This window comes from Methylobacterium sp. XJLW (assembly GCF_003254375.1).
In the GTDB taxonomy this organism is placed as follows: domain Bacteria; phylum Pseudomonadota; class Alphaproteobacteria; order Rhizobiales; family Beijerinckiaceae; genus Methylobacterium; species Methylobacterium fujisawaense.
This window is the reverse complement of the sequence record NZ_CP016429.1, coordinates 5,332,905-5,348,850: the sequence shown is the minus strand read 5'-3', so window position 1 is coordinate 5,348,850 and position 15,946 is coordinate 5,332,905. Positions and strand designations below refer to the sequence as shown.

13 protein-coding genes are annotated in these 15,946 nt (G+C 71.9%); 8 read left to right on the top strand and 5 right to left on the bottom strand.

All coding sequences use genetic code 11. From position 1 onward, the window contains the following. Positions 1-4: 4 nt before the first annotated feature. Positions 5-1,753, top strand: a complete 1,749-nt coding sequence (locus A3862_RS24665) for an ABC transporter ATP-binding protein (RefSeq protein ID WP_043756496.1) — start codon at positions 5-7, stop codon at positions 1,751-1,753. A gap of 38 nt (positions 1,754-1,791) precedes the next feature. Here A3862_RS24665 and A3862_RS24660 read toward each other — a convergent pair whose 3' ends face one another. Together A3862_RS24660 and A3862_RS24655 are read right to left on the bottom strand one after the other, a co-directional pair. Next, the gene (locus A3862_RS24660; RefSeq protein WP_236961486.1) at positions 1,792-2,856 is read right to left on the bottom strand and encodes a LacI family DNA-binding transcriptional regulator; all 1,065 of its coding nucleotides are present in this window, start codon (positions 2,854-2,856) and stop codon (positions 1,792-1,794) included. A 579-nt stretch (positions 2,857-3,435) separates the two neighbouring features. Continuing rightward, a complete protein-coding gene (locus tag A3862_RS24655) occupies positions 3,436-3,642 on the bottom strand; it encodes a hypothetical protein (protein WP_043382414.1) in 207 nt (68 codons plus the stop codon). 238 nt (positions 3,643-3,880) lie between these two features. On the opposite strand from A3862_RS24655, the gene A3862_RS24650 reads away from it, so the two are divergent. Continuing rightward, positions 3,881-4,102 carry a DUF6894 family protein gene (locus A3862_RS24650; RefSeq protein WP_043382412.1) on the top strand — a complete coding sequence of 74 codons (222 nt, stop codon included), beginning with the start codon at positions 3,881-3,883 and terminating at the stop codon, positions 4,100-4,102. Positions 4,103-4,394: 292 nt separating this feature from the next. Here A3862_RS24650 and A3862_RS24645 read toward each other — a convergent pair whose 3' ends face one another. Together A3862_RS24645 and A3862_RS24640 are read right to left on the bottom strand one after the other, a co-directional pair. Then, entirely contained in the window at positions 4,395-5,258 is an 864-nt protein-coding gene (locus tag A3862_RS24645; RefSeq protein ID WP_043352263.1) for an SMP-30/gluconolactonase/LRE family protein, read from the bottom strand. A 29-nt stretch (positions 5,259-5,287) separates the two neighbouring features. Continuing rightward, a complete protein-coding gene (locus tag A3862_RS24640; protein ID WP_043756500.1) occupies positions 5,288-6,613 on the bottom strand; it encodes a sugar MFS transporter in 1,326 nt (441 codons plus the stop codon). 160 nt (positions 6,614-6,773) lie between these two features. Here A3862_RS24640 and A3862_RS24635 point away from each other — a divergent pair, with 160 nt between their 5' ends. Both A3862_RS24635 and A3862_RS24630 read left to right on the top strand, forming a co-directional pair. Then, a complete protein-coding gene (locus A3862_RS24635) occupies positions 6,774-7,937 on the top strand; it encodes an aldose epimerase family protein (RefSeq protein WP_205782302.1) in 1,164 nt (387 codons plus the stop codon). Further along, positions 7,934-9,733, top strand: a complete 1,800-nt coding sequence (locus A3862_RS24630) for an IlvD/Edd family dehydratase (protein ID WP_043756503.1) — start codon at positions 7,934-7,936, stop codon at positions 9,731-9,733. The genes A3862_RS24635 and A3862_RS24630 overlap by 4 nt, the downstream gene beginning before the upstream one ends. A gap of 40 nt (positions 9,734-9,773) precedes the next feature. Here the strand turns inward: A3862_RS24630 and A3862_RS24625 are convergent, their stop codons facing one another. Further along, a complete protein-coding gene (locus tag A3862_RS24625) occupies positions 9,774-10,514 on the bottom strand; it encodes a FadR/GntR family transcriptional regulator (RefSeq protein ID WP_043756504.1) in 741 nt (246 codons plus the stop codon). Between the two features lie 150 nt (positions 10,515-10,664). Between A3862_RS24625 and A3862_RS24620 the strand changes: the two genes are divergently transcribed. The 4 genes from A3862_RS24620 to A3862_RS24605 all read left to right on the top strand — a co-directional run bounded on the left by A3862_RS24620 (position 10,665) and on the right by A3862_RS24605 (position 15,879). Beyond that, the gene (locus tag A3862_RS24620) at positions 10,665-12,272 is read left to right on the top strand and encodes an aldehyde dehydrogenase (NADP(+)) (RefSeq protein ID WP_043756505.1); all 1,608 of its coding nucleotides are present in this window, start codon (positions 10,665-10,667) and stop codon (positions 12,270-12,272) included. Positions 12,273-12,344: 72 nt separating this feature from the next. Next, a complete protein-coding gene (gene araD1 / locus A3862_RS24615; RefSeq protein WP_043756506.1) occupies positions 12,345-13,325 on the top strand; it encodes an AraD1 family protein in 981 nt (326 codons plus the stop codon). Between the two features lies 1 nt (position 13,326). After that, a complete protein-coding gene (locus tag A3862_RS24610; RefSeq protein ID WP_043756507.1) occupies positions 13,327-14,268 on the top strand; it encodes a Gfo/Idh/MocA family protein in 942 nt (313 codons plus the stop codon). A gap of 84 nt (positions 14,269-14,352) precedes the next feature. Beyond that, complete coding sequence (locus tag A3862_RS24605; RefSeq protein ID WP_043756511.1) at positions 14,353-15,879, top strand: carbohydrate porin; 1,527 nt, start codon at positions 14,353-14,355, stop codon at positions 15,877-15,879. Positions 15,880-15,946 lie beyond the last annotated feature (67 nt).

Sequence of the window (15,946 nt, the reverse complement as noted above, 5' to 3'; positions counted from 1 at the left end):
CGCGATGCTGAAGGCCTTCCTCGCCTATTACCGGCCGTACCGGACGCTGTTCCTGGTCGATTTCGGCTGCGCGGTGCTGTCCGGCCTGCTCGAACTCGGCTTCCCCATCGCCGTGAAGGGCTTCATCGACAGCCTCCTGCCCCGGCAGGATTGGGGCCTGATCCTGCTCGCCGCCGCGGCGCTGGCGCTGGTCTACGTGGCCAATGCCGGCCTGATGGTGGTGGTCACCTACTGGGGCCACGTGCTCGGCATCAACATCGAGACCACCCTGCGGGAACGGGCCTTCGACCACCTGCAGAAGCTCTCCTTCCGCTTCTACGACGGCCAGAAGACCGGCCACCTCGTCGCCCGGGTGACCAAGGACCTGGAGGAGATCGGCGAGGTCGCCCATCACGGGCCCGAGGACCTGTTCATCGCCGTGATGACGCTGCTGGGCGCCTTCGCGCTGATGCTCACGGTGCACGCGCCGCTGGCGCTGATCACGGCGGCGATCCTGCCGCTGATCGCCTTCGTGTCGATCCGCTACGGCGGCCGCATGACCCGCAACTGGCAGGCCCAGTACGGCCGGGTCGGGGCCTTCAATGCGCGGATCGAGGAGAATGTCGGCGGGATGCGGGTCGTGCAGGCCTTCGCCAACGAGCCCCACGAGCGCGCCCTGTTCGCCCGCGACAATGCCCGCTACCGCGACACCAAGCTCGAGGCCTACCGGCTGATGGCGGCGGGCCTGTCGATCAACTACCTGGGCCTGCGCCTCGTGCAGATCGCCGTGCTGCTCGGCGGCGCGGCCTTCGTGGTCCGGGGCGACCTGACGCCCGGCGGCTTCGTGGGCTTCCTGCTCCTCGTCGGGGTGTTCTACCGGCCGCTGGAGAAGATCGGCGCCGTTGTCGAGACCTACCCGAAGGGTGTGGCGGGGTTCCGCCGCTATCAGGAGTTGCTCGCCACCGCGCCCGACATCACCGACCGGCCGGAGGCCCGCGCGGTGGAGTCCCTGCGGGGCGACATCGGCTTCGAGGGGATCGGCTTCGGCTACGGCCCCGGGCGCCCGGTCTTCGCCGGCCTCGACCTCACGGTGGCGGCGGGCGAGACGGTGGCGTTCGTGGGCCCCTCGGGGGTTGGCAAGACCACCCTCTGCGCCCTGCTGCCGCGCTTCTACGAGGTCGAGGCGGGCCGGATCACCGTCGACGGGATCGACATCCGCGACATCACCCTCGCGAGCCTGCGCCGGCAGATCGGCATCGTGCAGCAGGACGTGTTCCTGTTCGCCGGCACGATCCGGGAGAACATCGCCTATGGCCGCCTCGACGCCACGGAGGCGGAGATCAACGCCGCCGCCCGGCGCGCCCGGCTCGGCGGGCTGATCGACGGCCTGCCGGAGGGCCTCGACACGGTGGTGGGCGAGCGCGGCGTGCGCCTGTCGGGGGGGCAGAAGCAGCGCATCGCCATCGCGCGGGTCTTCCTCAAGAACCCGCCGATCCTGATCCTCGACGAGGCGACCTCGGCGCTGGACACCGAGACCGAGCGGGAGATCCAGCGGGCGCTCGCCGAACTTGCCCGCGGGCGCACGACCCTGGTGATCGCCCACCGCCTCGCGACCATCCGGGACGCCGACCGCATCGTGGTCCTGGGGGAGGGCGGCGTGGTCGAGGAGGGCCGGCACGCGGCCTTGCTCGCCGCCGGCGGCCCCTACAGCCGCCTGCACGCGGCGCAGTTCGGACGGGGCGACCCCGAGACGGGCATCCTCGCGGCGGAGTGAGGCGCCCATACGGGCCGCGGAACGCCGGCCTCGGCCTCCTAGGCCTGCGGCCGCGCCGCGGTCGATTCGCGCACGACGAGGCGCGTGGGAAACAGCCGCTGGGCGAGGTCGTCTGGGGCGCGCGTCCCCTCGATCAGCTCGACCAGAGTCGCGAAGGCGAACCGGACCATGTCGAGAGTCGGGACATCGACCGAGGTCAGGCTCGGGACCGAGTAGGCCCCCTGGGTGAGGTTGTCGAAGCCCACGACGCGGATCTCCGCGGGGACCCGCACGCCGCGCTCGTGCAGCGCCTTCAGCGCGCCGAACGCCACCCGATCGCTGGCGGCCACGATGGCATCCGGCCGGTCTCCTGACCCCGTGTCCAGCCGCTCCAGCAGCGCGCGCGTCGCCCGATAGCCGCCCTCGGACGTGCAGTCGCACGCCACCACGCGGTCGTCGCGCAGCGGCAGCCCCGCCTCCGCGAGCGCGTCCCGGTAGCCGCGGAACCGCTCGGCCCCGGCACGCCACCGCCGACCGTCGCCCGCGCCCGTGAAGAAACAGATGGACCGGCTCCCGGCCTGGATCAGGTGGCGGACGGCGTCGCGGGCCGCGTCGCGCTCGGCCTGCATGGCGTAATGCGTGCCGGGAACGTCGAGGCCGAACACGACGAACGGGAACCGCTTGGCCTGCAGCAGGCCGATCAGCGGGTCGTCCTGGCGGTCGGCGAAGACGACGATGCCGTCGACCCGGGCCTCGCTGACCAGGCTGGCGATCCGGCTCAAGCCGTCCGGGTCGTCGCCGCGGCGACACCGGTGGACCAGGGTATAGCCCTGCTGGTCGGTCACGTACCCGAAGGTCTGCAGGACGAGGCCCTGATCGGCCTCCTCCCTCAGGCGGAACGTGGCGTCGGCGGGCTGCGCCCCGAGGGAGAACACGCAGGCGATGCTGCGACTGGGCTTCTTGCGCAGGGACCGGGCGGCGAGGCTCGGCACGAAGTCCAGGTCGCGCATGGCCGTCTCGATGGTCTCGCGCGTGGTCCGGGCGACCTTCTCCGGATGGTTCAGGACCAGCGAGACCGTCTGGAAGCTCACGCCGGCCCGTCGGGCGACGTCCTTGATCGTCATCTGGCCCATCGTCACCTCGGGAGCCGGTCTGCCCGGCAGGACGGCGCGCCCGCGCCGGGACGGGCCCGGTGCCGGCTCGTTGGGCCCGCGAATCTAGATCTGTATCGATTGGAGATAAAGCCGCTGGCACGGCAACGAAGACGGGTCGTGTCAGCACTAGACCGGTCGTTTCGGCGTGAAATCCGGTCAATCCCTCAGATTGTCGGCGGCTCCGCCGCGCCGTCCCCGGCCTGGACGGCGCGGTTCGCCAAGCAGGTTTTCCGGGCAGGATCTCCAGGCAGGCCCCCCAGGCGGGACCTCCAGGCGGGATCGGGCCGTGTCGCGTGGCCCGCCCCATCGGCAGGCGTCCCCCCCCCCGCACTCCACCGCGCCGCAGCCGAGGGCAGGGGCGCAAGACGGCCGCCCGACGGCCGGCGTCCGACCGCTGTCGCGTCAGCCGGCCCGGGCGCGCAGCCGCTGCATCAGCCTGAGCAGCACGCTACGGATATGGGATCGGAGGCGGGTGGTCTCGGCCATGGGACGCGGTTCGAAGCGCCGGAGCGCGGCGCCTTGAGAAACACGTCCATCGGACGAGCGTTGCTACGCAAAAAGCGGGTTCGCTCCGGCGGCGATGCCCCGGAACCACCGTCCAAGGGTGTAGCGCGAGACCCGCATCGACGCGCGGCCGCGCCCCGTATGATGACTGCGGATCGTCGACAGAACGTTCTTGATATGCGCCCGCAGCGTGGCTTTGCGGAGCGCGGCTTTCTCGGCGCGCGCGTTGGGCGGATCGGCGGAGGTCGACATGTCAGGGGTCCCGACTCCAAGAGCGCCACCTCAGCAAGCCATCGGACATCGGCGGCGGCGTGCCTGGTTCTTATAATCGATAATTCAATCGAGACTGGGCCGCCTTCGCACAGATACAGGCAAATCCGCGTTTTAAATGCATTAAGGTTTATCCGATCAAAGACCGGTCCCAGTCATATTCCGGACTACGTAGAGAGATCAGGACGACCGCCGGAGGGCGGCAGCAGGGGGGAGGTCGGTGTCCGAACGCTTCTACTTCGACGTCGAGAGCGGCGAGGAAACGATCCGCGACGAGGAAGGCGTCGAGGTCGGCAGCCTGGACGAGGCCCTGGCCGAGGCACGCAGCGTGATCGCCGAGATGGCCGATGAGGTCTGCGCGGCCGATCCCGGCCGCTCCTGGAGCCTGGTGGTGCGCGACACCGCCGGGCGGCCCATCCGCCGGCTTCCGATTCGGCGGTAGCGCCGTGTCGGCGACATCCGACAAGGAGCCCGCCGCGGCAGGGCCGGGCGGGCTGAAGGTGATCTCGTCTCGGAGAAGTGGCGAGCGTAGAGACCGGCCGGGGACCGCGCATCCCCCATCCGGATGAGGCGGCCACACGATCCTGCGAGGATTGCGTCGAGGCCCGCGCGGACGCGGATCGGGCTGCCGCACGGATCGCGTCGGCCGCCCGGGACAACCCGGTCGCCATCAGGCCCCGCCGTCCGGGGACGCTACAGCCACAGGGAAAGGCCTTCCACGGCCGCCGGGCCGGTCAGCCCCCGAAGGCGCGGGGCGGCAGGCCGGTCACGCCGACATCGAGTTCGAACAGGGCCCCCGCCGCCGGCACGTGCTCGGCGCCCCGGGCGGCCGAGGTGACGAACAGGCGGTCGAGCCCTTCTCCCGCGAAGGCGCAGCTCGTGATGTTGGGGGCGGGCAGTGGGATCGCCCGCATCAGTCGCCCCTCGGGATCCACGCGGCTGAGCCGGCCGCCGCCCCAATGGGCGATCCAGAGGCAGCCCTCGGAATCCGTGGTCATCCCGTCGGGCCAGCCCCAGGCCTCCGGAAAGCGCAGGAAGGCGCGCTTGCCCGTCAGCGTGCCGTCCGCGGCGAGGTCGAAGGCGTAGACCGTCCGGGCGGCGCTGTCGCTGTGATAGAGGATCCGGCCATCGCGGCTGAAGGTCGGCCCGTTGGCGACGCCGTAGCTCGTGTCCATCCGCCGCCAAGTCAGGTCGGGATCGAGCCGGTGGAGGGATCCCGAAGCCGCGGTCTCGGCCTGGTGCATGCTCCCGGCCCAGATCCGGCCGGCGCCGTCGACCTTCGCATCGTTCAGGCGGTTGTCGGGCTCGTCGGGCTCCGGATCGCCGATCGGCGTGATCCGGTCGGCCTCGAGGTCGTAGATCGCGAACCCGCTCTTCAGCCCGACGATGAAGTCGCGCCGGCCGGCGCGGGGGATGATCCAGCCCAGCGGCTCCGGGAACGGATGGGTGCCGGTCTCGCCGCGGGCGAGGTCGAGCCAGTTCAGGGCCGGGGCCTCGATGTCGACCCAGAACAGCAAGCCCCGCTCCGGAACCCAGATCGGGCCTTCGCCGAGCCGGTCGCGCCGGGGCCGGTCCAGGATGCGGATCCGCGGGTCCATGGCAGAGCGCTCCCCGATGCCGCCGACGCTCAGGCGCCCGCCGGCCGCGCCGCGGCGGCGGGGCGGCAGCCCCAGAGAGCGTAGAACAGGACGTAGAGTTCGCAGGCGGCGGTGATCAGGAAGGAATGCTGCAGCCCGAACCGGTCCGCCGCCCAACCCTGCACCACCACCAGGGATCCGCCCGCGATCGCCATGATCAGCAGCCCGGCGCCCTCCTCGGTGAGCGGCCCGAGGCCGCGGATCCCCAGGGTGAAGATCGTCGGGAACATGATCGCGTGGAACAGGCCCACCGAGATCAGGGCCCACATCGCCCAGTGGCCGGTCGCGAAGGTCGCCACCAGCATCACCGCGCAGGCGCCGATCGCCGCCCCGGCCAGCACGGTCTCGGCCGCCCGAGCCTGCATCAGGTAGCTGCCGGCGAAGCGGCCGACCATCATGCCGCCCCAGAGCAGGAACAGGTAGCGCGAGGCCTGGGCGTGGGTCAGGTCGCCGATCTCCGGCTGTGAGACGAAGTTGATGAACAGGTTCGACACCCCGATCTCGGCGATCAGGTAGATGAAGATCGCCGGCACGCCGAGCACGAGGTTGCGGTGGCGCCAGAGGGACAGGCCGGCGCGCTCGGCCTTGACGGCCCGGGCCGTGGCGTCGCCGGCGCCGCCCAAAGCGGGCAGCGGGAAGCGGGCGATGATCACGGCGAGACCGACGAGGATCGCCGCCACGATCAGGTAGGGCAGCTGCACCGATTGCGCGTCGGCCAAGCGCTCGGCCGGTGTCAGGATGGTGCCGGCGGCGGCGTTGCCCGCGGCGGAGCGCCCGAGGATCAGGTAGCCGCCGAACAGCGGCGCCAGGGTCGTCCCGAAGGAGTTGAACGCCTGCACGAGGTTGAGGCGCGCCGGAGCGCTCTCGGCCGGGCCGACCACCGCCACGTAGGGGTTCGCGGCGACCTGCAGCAGGGTGATGCCGCTGGCGATCACGAACAGGGCCGTGAGCGTGATCGCGTAGGAGACTTGGTGCGCGGCCAGGATCATCCCGAGCGTGCCCAGCGCCATGATGCCCAGCCCCGCCACCAGGGCGCGCTGGTAGCCGACCCGTTCGATCAGCTTGGCCGCCGGGATCGAGGCCACGAAATAGGCGATGAACCAGACGGACTCGATCAGCGTCGTCTGCGTGTAATCGAGGTCGAACACGCTGCGCAGGTGCGGCAGCAGCGTGTTGTTGATGACCGTGATGAAGCCCCACATGAAGAAGAGGCTCGCCAGCAGCGACAGGGCCGGGCGGTAGGCGCCCCGGTCGCGCGCGGCCTCCGCCCCCGTCCGGGGCGCCGTCGTCCCGACGGTCGCGATCGGTCCTGCCATCCGGCGTTGTCCTCTGCGTTCCGGGCCGCCTTGCCGGCGGTCCCATGTTGTCCATTTCATTTGTCTGAGTATATATCGGATTCGCGGACGTCAACCGCGTCCCCGTCGCGTGCCGGCGCAGGATCGGCGGGACGGGCGGCTTCATCGAGGGGAGGATGCGATGCGTGGAGTGGGACCCCTGGCGCTGTGCGCCTGCGCGGCAATCCCGGGCCTGACCCCGGCTCCGGCCCAGGCGGCCGAACCGGTCCGGACGGTGTTCGGCACCCTGCCGGACGGCCGGTCGGTGGAGGAGGTGACGCTGACGAACGGCAAGGGGATCACGGCCCGGATCCTGTCGTGGGGCGCGCTCCTGCGGAGCCTCGACGTCCCGGACCGGTCCGGCAAGGCCGCGGATGTGGTGCTCGGCTACAACGACCTCGCCTCCTACCTGACCAAGGGCAGTTATTTCGGCGTGAGCGTCGGGCGCTACGCCAACCGCATCCGCGCCGGGCGCTTCACCCTCGACGGCCAGACCTACACGCTGGCCACCAACGACGGCCCGAACGCCCTGCACGGCGGCGCGGCCGGCTTCGACAAGCGGCTCTGTACGATCACCGCGGTCAAGGGCGGCGCGGCCCCGTCGGTCACCCTGCGCTACGTCAGCCCGGACGGGGAGGAGGGCTATCCCGGAACGCTCACGGCCACCGCCACCTACACACTCGACGCGACCGACACGCTGACGGTCACCTACGAGGCCACGGCCGACAAGCCGACGATCGTCAACCTGACCAACCACAGCTTCTTCAACCTCGCGGGTGAGGGCTCGGGCCGCTCGATCCTCGATCAGACCCTGACCATCCCGGCGGAGCGCTTCACGCCGGTCGACGCCACCCTGATCCCCACCGGCGCGCACCTGCCGGTGGCCGGAACGCCCTTCGACTTCCGCAAGCCCACGGTGATCGGCGCGCGGATCCGCGACGGGCGGGACGAGCAGATCGTGCGGGCGCGCGGCTACGACCACAACTGGGTCGTCACCGACGCGCCCACGGCCGAGCCGCACCTCGTGGCGCGGGTCGAGGATCCGGAATCGGGCCGGATCCTCGAGGTGGCGAGCAACCAGCCGGGGGTGCAGTTCTATGCCGGCAACTTCCTCAACGCGACGGTGGTGGGTAAATCCGGCCTCGCCTACCGGCAGTCGGACGCCCTGGCGCTGGAGCCGGAACTCTTCCCCGACACGCCGAACCAGCCGGCCTTCGGCTCCGCCCGGCTCGACCCCGGCAAGACCTACCGGAACGTGATCGCCTACCGGTTCTCGACCAGCCCCGCTCACCGGACCCAGAAATGACCGACCGACCGATTGCACGGCCCCTGCGCTCCCGCGCCTGGTTCGACAACCCCGACAATATCGACATGACGGCGCTCTACCTGGAGCGCTACCTGAACTTCGGCCTCAGCCTGGAGGAGCTGCGCTCGGGCAGGCCGATCATCGGCATCGCCCAGACCGGCTCGGACCTGTCCCCGTGCAATCGCCACCATCTCGTCCTCGCGGAGCGGATCCGCGAGGGCATCCGCGAGGCGGGCGGGATCGTCCTGGAATTCCCCGTCCACCCGATCCAGGAGACCGGCAAGCGGCCGACCGCGGGCCTCGACCGCAACCTCGCCTATCTGGGCCTCGTGGAGCTGCTCTACGGCTACCCGCTGGACGGGGTCGTGCTGACCACGGGCTGCGACAAGACCACCCCGGCCTGCCTGATGGCCGCCGCCACCGTGAACATCCCGGCCATCGCCCTGTCGGTGGGGCCGATGCTCAACGGCTGGTTCAAGGGCCAGCGCACGGGCTCCGGCACGATCGTCTGGAAGGCCCGCGCGATGCTGGCGGCCGGCGAGATCGACCATGACGGCTTCATCAAGCTCGTCACCTCGTCGGCGCCCTCGACCGGCTTCTGCAACACGATGGGCACCGCCACCACGATGAACACGCTCGCCGAGGCCCTGGGCATGATGCTGCCCGGCTCGGCCGCGATCCCGGCGCCCTACCGCGACCGGCAGGAGGCCGCCTACCAGACCGGCAAGCGCATCGTCGCCATGGTGGCCGAGGACCTGAAGCCCTCCGACATCCTGACCCGCGACGCCTTCCTCAACGCCATCGCGGTCAATTCGGCGATCGGCGGCTCGACCAACGCGCCGATCCACCTCGCGGCGATCGCCCGCCACATGGGGGTCGACCTCGACATCACGGACTGGCAGACCCACGGGCTCGACGTGCCTCTGCTGGTCAACCTGCAGCCGGCGGGCACCTATCTCGGCGAGGATTACTACCGCGCCGGCAGCTTGCCCGCGGTGGTGGCGCAGCTCATGCGCCGCGACCTGATCCGGGAGGGCGCGCTGACGGTCAACGGGCGCACCCTCGGCGACAATTGCCGCGGCGCCGTGATCGAGGACGAGGACGTCATCCGGCCGATCGACCGGCCCCTCAAGGAGGCGGCGGGCTTCCTGGTCCTGCGCGGCAACCTGTTCGACGCCGCGGTCATGAAGACCAGCGTCATCGGCGACGAGTTCCGCGCCCGCTACCTGTCGAACCCGGAGGATCCGGACGCCTTCGAGGGTCCCGTCGTGGTCTTCGACGGACCGGAGGATTACCACGCCCGGATCGACGACCCGAGCCTCGGCATCACCGCGGAGACCATCCTGATCATGCGCGGGGCCGGGCCGATCGGCTATCCCGGGGCCGCCGAGGTGGTGAACATGCGCCCGCCCGCGCAGCTGATCCGGGCCGGCGTGCACGCGCTGCCCTGCCTGGGCGATGGGCGCCAGTCCGGCACCTCGGGCTCGCCGTCGATCCTCAACGCCTCGCCCGAGGCGGCGGCCGGCGGCGGCCTCGCGCTCCTGCGCAGCGGCGACCGGGTGCGGATCGACCTGCGCCGCGGCACCGCCGACATGCTGGTCGACGCGGACGAGATCGCCCGCCGCCGCAGCGCCCTGGAGGCGGCGGGCGGCTACGCCTATCCGGCCTCGCAGACGCCGTGGCAGGCGATGCAGCGCGCAGCCGTGGGGCAGATGCACACCGGGGCCATCCTGGAGGGCGCCGAGGCGTTCCAGCGCATCGCCCAGACCCGGGGCGTGCCGCGCGACAACCACTGAGACGAGGGCCGGGCCGGCGGTGCGGACGCCGCCGGCTCCGTCAGGGGCGCATCGCCAGCTCGGTGTCGGCGAGGGCGAGGCGGACCAGCTCGGTCATGGTCTCCCGGGCGGCGGCCGGGTCGCCCGCCACGATCGCGTCGTAGAGGGCGCGGTGGTCGGGCATCGGATCCCGGGGCAGGCCCTGGCGGCGATGCTTGAAGATCGTCGTCCACGTGACCGCGGCGGCGATGGAACTCGACAGGGCCATCAGCGCCCCGTTGCGGGCCGATTCCAGGATCGTGTTGTGGAAGGCCTGGTCGGCGGCCCGTCCGGCCTCGGTGGCGAGGCCGTGGCGGCCCATCTCCTCCAGGGCATGGCCCATCCGGGCGAGGTCGAGGCCCGAGCGCCGCTCCGCCGCGAGCGCCGCCGCCGCCGGCTCGACGATCATCCGCAGCTCGAACAGGTCGCGGATGAAGGACTCGCTCGGCTCCGACTCGAAGGCCCAGGCGAGGATGTCGGGGTCGAGCAGGTTCCAGCGGCTGCGCTGGCTCACGCGGGTGCCGGTGCGCGGGCGGCTCTCGACGAGCCCCTTCGCGCTCAGGATGCGGATCGCCTCGCGATAGGCGGTGCGCGAGACGTTCAATTTCTCAGAGAATTCGATCTCCCCGGGCAGCACGTCCCCGGGAGCGTAGCGGCCGCCAAGGATCGCCACCCCCAGATCGCGGGCGACCGAGCCGTGGATGCGGCGCGAGCCCGAGGCGAGGGGCAGCGTGACGTTCTCCGGACCGCGATCCTGCCTCACTCGTCCACCTCCAGTCCGGGCCACCGGGTCGGTCGGGGCGGGATCGGCGTGATTCTATCCTGAAGTTGTAGGAGCGCAAAGAGGAACACCCCCTTCACCGGAATCGCGGCCGCGCTTGCGGCGGGAGGCGAACTGCCCTAGCCTAATTGTATGAGTAGTGAATCGCCAGGATCCGTGACGATCCGCGGCAGCGTCCTGATCGGCGCCGCCGACGTGACCACAGCCGCGCTCTTCCGGGCCGTGGATCCCGCCACCGGAGCGCCCCTGGAGCCGGCCTTCTCGGCCGCAGGCCCTCGGGAGGTGGAGGCCGCCTGCACGCTGGCGGAAGCGGCGTTCCCGCATTTCGCGGAGACGCCACCAGAAACACGCGCTCGCTGTCTCGAAGCTGTGGCCGAGGGCATCGCCGATCTCGGCGCGCCGCTCGTCGAGCGGGCGATGGCCGAGACCGGCCTGCCGCGGGCGCGGCTGGAGGGTGAGCGCGCCCGCACGGTCGGGCAGCTGCGGCTGTTCGCGGATCTCGTCCGCTCCGGCGCGTGGATCCGGGCGACGATCGATCTGGCGCAGCACAAGCGGCAGCCGCTGCCCCGGCCGGACCTGCGCCGGCGCCACGTCGCGATCGGCCCGGTGGCGGTGTTCGGCGCCTCGAACTTCCCGCTGGCCTTCTCGGTGGCGGGGGGCGACACCGCCGCCGCCCTGGCGGCGGGCTGCCCGGTGGTGGTGAAGGGCCATCCGGCCCATCCCGGGACCGGGGAGCTGGTCGCGCGGGCCGTGCGTGCGGCGGTGGCCACCGGCGGCCTGCCCGAGGGCACGTTCTCCTACCTGCCGGGACCGTCCACGGACCTCGGAAGCGCCCTGGTCGCCGACCCGCGGATCAAGGCCGTCGGCTTCACCGGGTCGCGCGCGGGCGGGCTCGCCCTGATGCGGGTGGCCGCCGGCCGGCCCGAGCCGATCCCGGTCTATGCCGAGATGAGCGCGGTCAACCCGGTCGTGCTCCTGCCCGGCGCCCTGCGGGCCCGGAGCGCGTCCCTGGCGGCGGGCTTCGTCCAGTCGCTGACGCTGGGGGCGGGGCAGTTCTGCACCAATCCCGGTCTGCTGATCGGGATCGCCGGCTCCGACCTCGACGCCTTCGCGGAGGCCGCCGCCGCGGCGATCCGGGAGAGTGTGCCGCACACCATGCTCACCCCGGACATCCGCGACCGGTTCGCGCACGCCGTCGCCGCGCTGGCGGCCCGACCGGGAGTGACGGTCGCGGCGCGCGGGGCGGCCGCCGGCCCGGGGGGCGCCCCCGCCTGCCTGCTGCGCACGGAGGCGCGCCACGTCCTCGCGGATCCGGCCCTCGCCGACGAGATGTTCGGTCCGGCCGCGCTGCTGGTCGCCGCCGCCGACATGGCGGAGGTCACCCGGCTCCTCGAGTCCCTCGGCGGGCAGCTCACCGCGACGTTGCACCTCGACCGCGCGGACGAGCATCTCGCCGCCGGGCTCGTGCCGCTGCTGGCCCGCAAGGCCGGACGGATCCTGGCGAACGGCTGGCCCACCGGCGTCGAGGTCGCCCCCGCGATGGTGCATGGCGGGCCGTTCCCGGCGACCTCGGACGGCCGGAGCAGCTCGGTGGGCACGCTGGCGATCGAACGGTTCCTGCGCCCGGTCTGCTACCAGGACCTGCCCGACGCGCTCCTGCCGCCGCCCCTGCGCCCGGACAATCCCTGGCATCTCGCGCGCCGGATCGACGGCGTTCTCGACCCGCAACCCGGCCGCTGACAGGCCGCCGCGCGACCCTCGACGGCCGCGCGTTCAGGACGACCCGAAGCGGTCGTCCCCGGGAGGACACAGATGGGACGATCACTCCTACAATTCCGCGCCGCCGACGGGCAGCGGGGCGTCGCGCTGCTCGCCGACGGTCGGGCGCGGCGGGTGCTCGGCGTCGACAGCGTGCGCGCCCTGGCGCGCAGAGCTCTCGAGGCGGGGGACGATCTGGCCGCGACGGCGGAGCGGGCGGGACTCGGCGTGCCCGTCGATCTCGACACGGTCCGGCTCCTGCCGCCCATCGACCACGCCGATCCCGCCCACCTGATGCTGAGCGGCACCGGCCTGACGCATCTCGGCTCCGCGGAGGGCCGCGACGCGATGCACCGCGCGGCCGCGGCCGACCCGGCGCCGACCGACTCGATGCGCATGTTCCGGATGGGCGTCGAGGGCGGCAAGCCGGCGCCGGGCGAGGCCGGCGTGCAGCCGGAATGGTTCTACAAGGGCGACGGCTCCGGCCTGGTCGCCTCCGGCGAGCCGCTGGTCTCGCCGGCCTTCGCCCGCGACGGCGGCGAGGAGCCGGAGATCGCCGGGATCTACCTGGTCGACGCCGACGGCACCCCGGTGCGCCTCGGCTTCGCCCTGGCGAACGAGTTCTCCGACCACGTGACCGAGCGCGGCAACTACCTGTGGCTCGCCCATTCCAAGCTGCGCCCGGCCGCCCTCGGCCCGGAGCTGTGGCTCGGGGCGCTTCCGCCGGACGTGCGCGGGACCAGCCGCATCCTGCGCGACGGCGCCGTGCTCTGGGAGAAGCCGTTCCTCTCCGGGGAGGCGAACATGTCCCACAGCATCGCCAACCTGGAGCGGCACCACTTCAAATACGCACCCTTCCGGCGCCCCGGCGACGTGCACGTCCACTTCTTCGGGACCGCCACCCTGTCGTTCAGCGACGGCGTCGCGACCCGGCCCGGCGACGTGTTCGAGATCGAGGCTGCGCCGTTCGCGCTGCCCCTGCGCAACTCCCTGGCGGCCGCCCCGCCCACCGATCCGACCGTGCGGGTGCTCTGAGATGGCGAGCCCGATCCGCATCGGTCTGGTGGGTGTCGGCAAGATCGCCCGCGACCAGCATCTGCCGGTCATCGCCGCCTCCCCGGATTACAGCCTCGTGGCGGTGGCGAGCCGGCATGGCGGGCTCGACGGCGTGCCGAGCTACGGCAGCCTGGAGGCGATGCTGGCGGCGCACGGCGACCTCGACGCCGTCGCCCTGTGCCAGCCGCCGCAGGCGCGGTTCGCGGCAGCCCTGGCGGGGATCGCGGCGGGCCGCCACGTCCTCCTCGAGAAACCCCCGGGGGCGACGCTGGCCGAGGTCGGGCTCCTGGTCGAGGCCGCCCGGACCCGGGGCGTGAGCCTGTTCGCGAGCTGGCACTCGCGCTTCGCGCCGGGGGTGGAGCCCGCGCGCCGCTGGCTGTCGGGCCGCCGGATCCGGTCGGTGGAGATCGCTTGGCTGGAGGATGTCCGGCACTGGCACCCGGGCCAGGACTGGATCTGGGACGCGGGCGGGATGGGCGTGTTCGATCCGGGGATCAACGCCCTGTCCATCGCCACGCATATCCTGCCGCCGTTCCACCTGACCGGCGCGACCCTGTCGGTGCCGGAGAACCGGCAGGCGCCGATCGCCGCCGACCTGCATTTCGCCGATGCCGCCGGCACCCCGATCCGGGCCCGGTTCGACTGGCGCCAGACCGGGCCGCAGACCTGGGACATCCGGGTCGAGACCGACGACGGTACCCTGGTGCTTTCGCAGGGCGGGGCCGTCCTGACGATCGACGGCCGCGACCAGCCGCTCCCGCCCGAGGCGGAGTACCGCGGCCTCTACGACCGTTTCGCCGCCCTGGTCCGCTCCGGCGCCAGCGACGTCGACCTGAATCCGCTGATCCACGCCGCCGACGCCTTCATGCGCGGCGAGCGCCGCACGGTGGAGGCCTTCACGGACCGACCGGACACGGACTGACCGGACACGGACTGACCGGGAGGCCCCCTGCGGGACACGAACGCGACAGAGCCAGGCAAGGCCGCGCGGTTAAGGGGGAGTCACATGGGAAAGCATAGGCGATGGGCCGCGCTCGCATTCTGTGCCGCGACGGTCACGGCGGGCGCGTGTCCGGCGGTCGCACAGGTTGAAGCCACGGCTCCGGACGGGGGACCATCGCTGGTGAATCCGGGGCCGAAGGCGAATCCGGCGCAGAAGGCCCGGTACCGGGCGAACCGCGCCCGGCGGCGGGTCATCCGGGAGGCGCGGAGCTTCTCGGGCGCCAGCAGCGCCGCGGCCAGCCTCGACGTGCAGGGCAGCAGCGCGACGCCGCCCAGCCTGCCGCCGGGCACCCTCGATCTGGGCAACGGGATCAGCATGATCCTGAACTACACCGGCGAGTTCGCCGCCAACCCGTCCGGCGGCATCCGCCAGGGATCGGCCTATGCCGGCCAGATCGCCTTCGGCCTCGACGCCGATCTCGCGCGTCTCGCGGGGATCGACGGCGGCTCGGTCCACACCGTCGTCACCCAGCGCCACGGACGGAGCCTGGCGCAGGATTCCATCGGCTTCGACGGCAGCGTGCAGGAGATCTACGGCGGCGGCCAGACCGCCCATCTGACCCTGCTGTCCTATGAGCAGAAGCTGTTCGACAACCGCCTCGACCTCGAGGTCGGCCGCCTGCTGGCCAACCCGAACTTCCTGGCCTCGCCGCTCTACTGCAACTTCCAGAACAACGCGACCTGCGGCGCCCCGAAGTCCATCTTCAAGCTGACGAACTTCACCTACTGGCCGATCGCCACCTGGGGCGGCCATGCCAAGGCCTGGGTCAACGACAAGGTATTCCTGCACGCCGGCATCTACGAGGTGAACCCCCGCGACCAGTTGCCGACGCAGAACGGGATCGACTGGTCGACCAACGGCGCCACCGGTGTCCTGGTGCCGGTGGAAGTCGGCTACTCGACCAATTTCGGCAATGACCCGCTGCCGCGCAACTACAGCGTCGGCGTCGTCTTCGACCGGTCGGACTACAAGGATCCCGTGCTCGACCAGCGGGGCGGCGCCCGGGTCTTCAGCGGCCTCGATCCGCTGACCCGGTTCGGCCGCTCGGCGGTCTACGCCCGCTTCGACCAGATGGTCTGGCGGCCGGACCCGAGCGGCATCCAGGGCCTGTCGGTCTTCGGCGTCGCGCTCGGCGGGACCGGCGGCCGGCAGACCCAGGATTACTTCCTGGAGGGCGGCGCCGTGCTGACCGGCACCTTCCCCGGCCGGCCCTACGACACCCTCGGCTTCGTCTTCGCCATGGAGAAGCTCTCGCCGCTGGGCACGGCCAACATCCGGGCGGCGCGCACGGCGCTCGGGCTCGGCACCCGGAACGTCGAATCCCTGCAGACCATCCTGGAGCTGAGCTACGGCATCCAGCTCACCCCGGCGGTGCGGCTGATGCCGAACCTGCAATACGTGATCGACCCGGACCAGACCCGCTTCCCGTTCCGTCCGAAGCCGATCCCGGATGCCTTCGTGATCGGCGCGAAGCTGTCGGTGGACCTGTTCACCCTGGCCGGCCTGGCGAAGGGTCCGGGCAGCCAGTGAGCGCGCGAACCCCCGGCGCCCGCAGGATGCGGGCGCCGGTCCTCCATCGCGGCGCCAATCCCGGCTG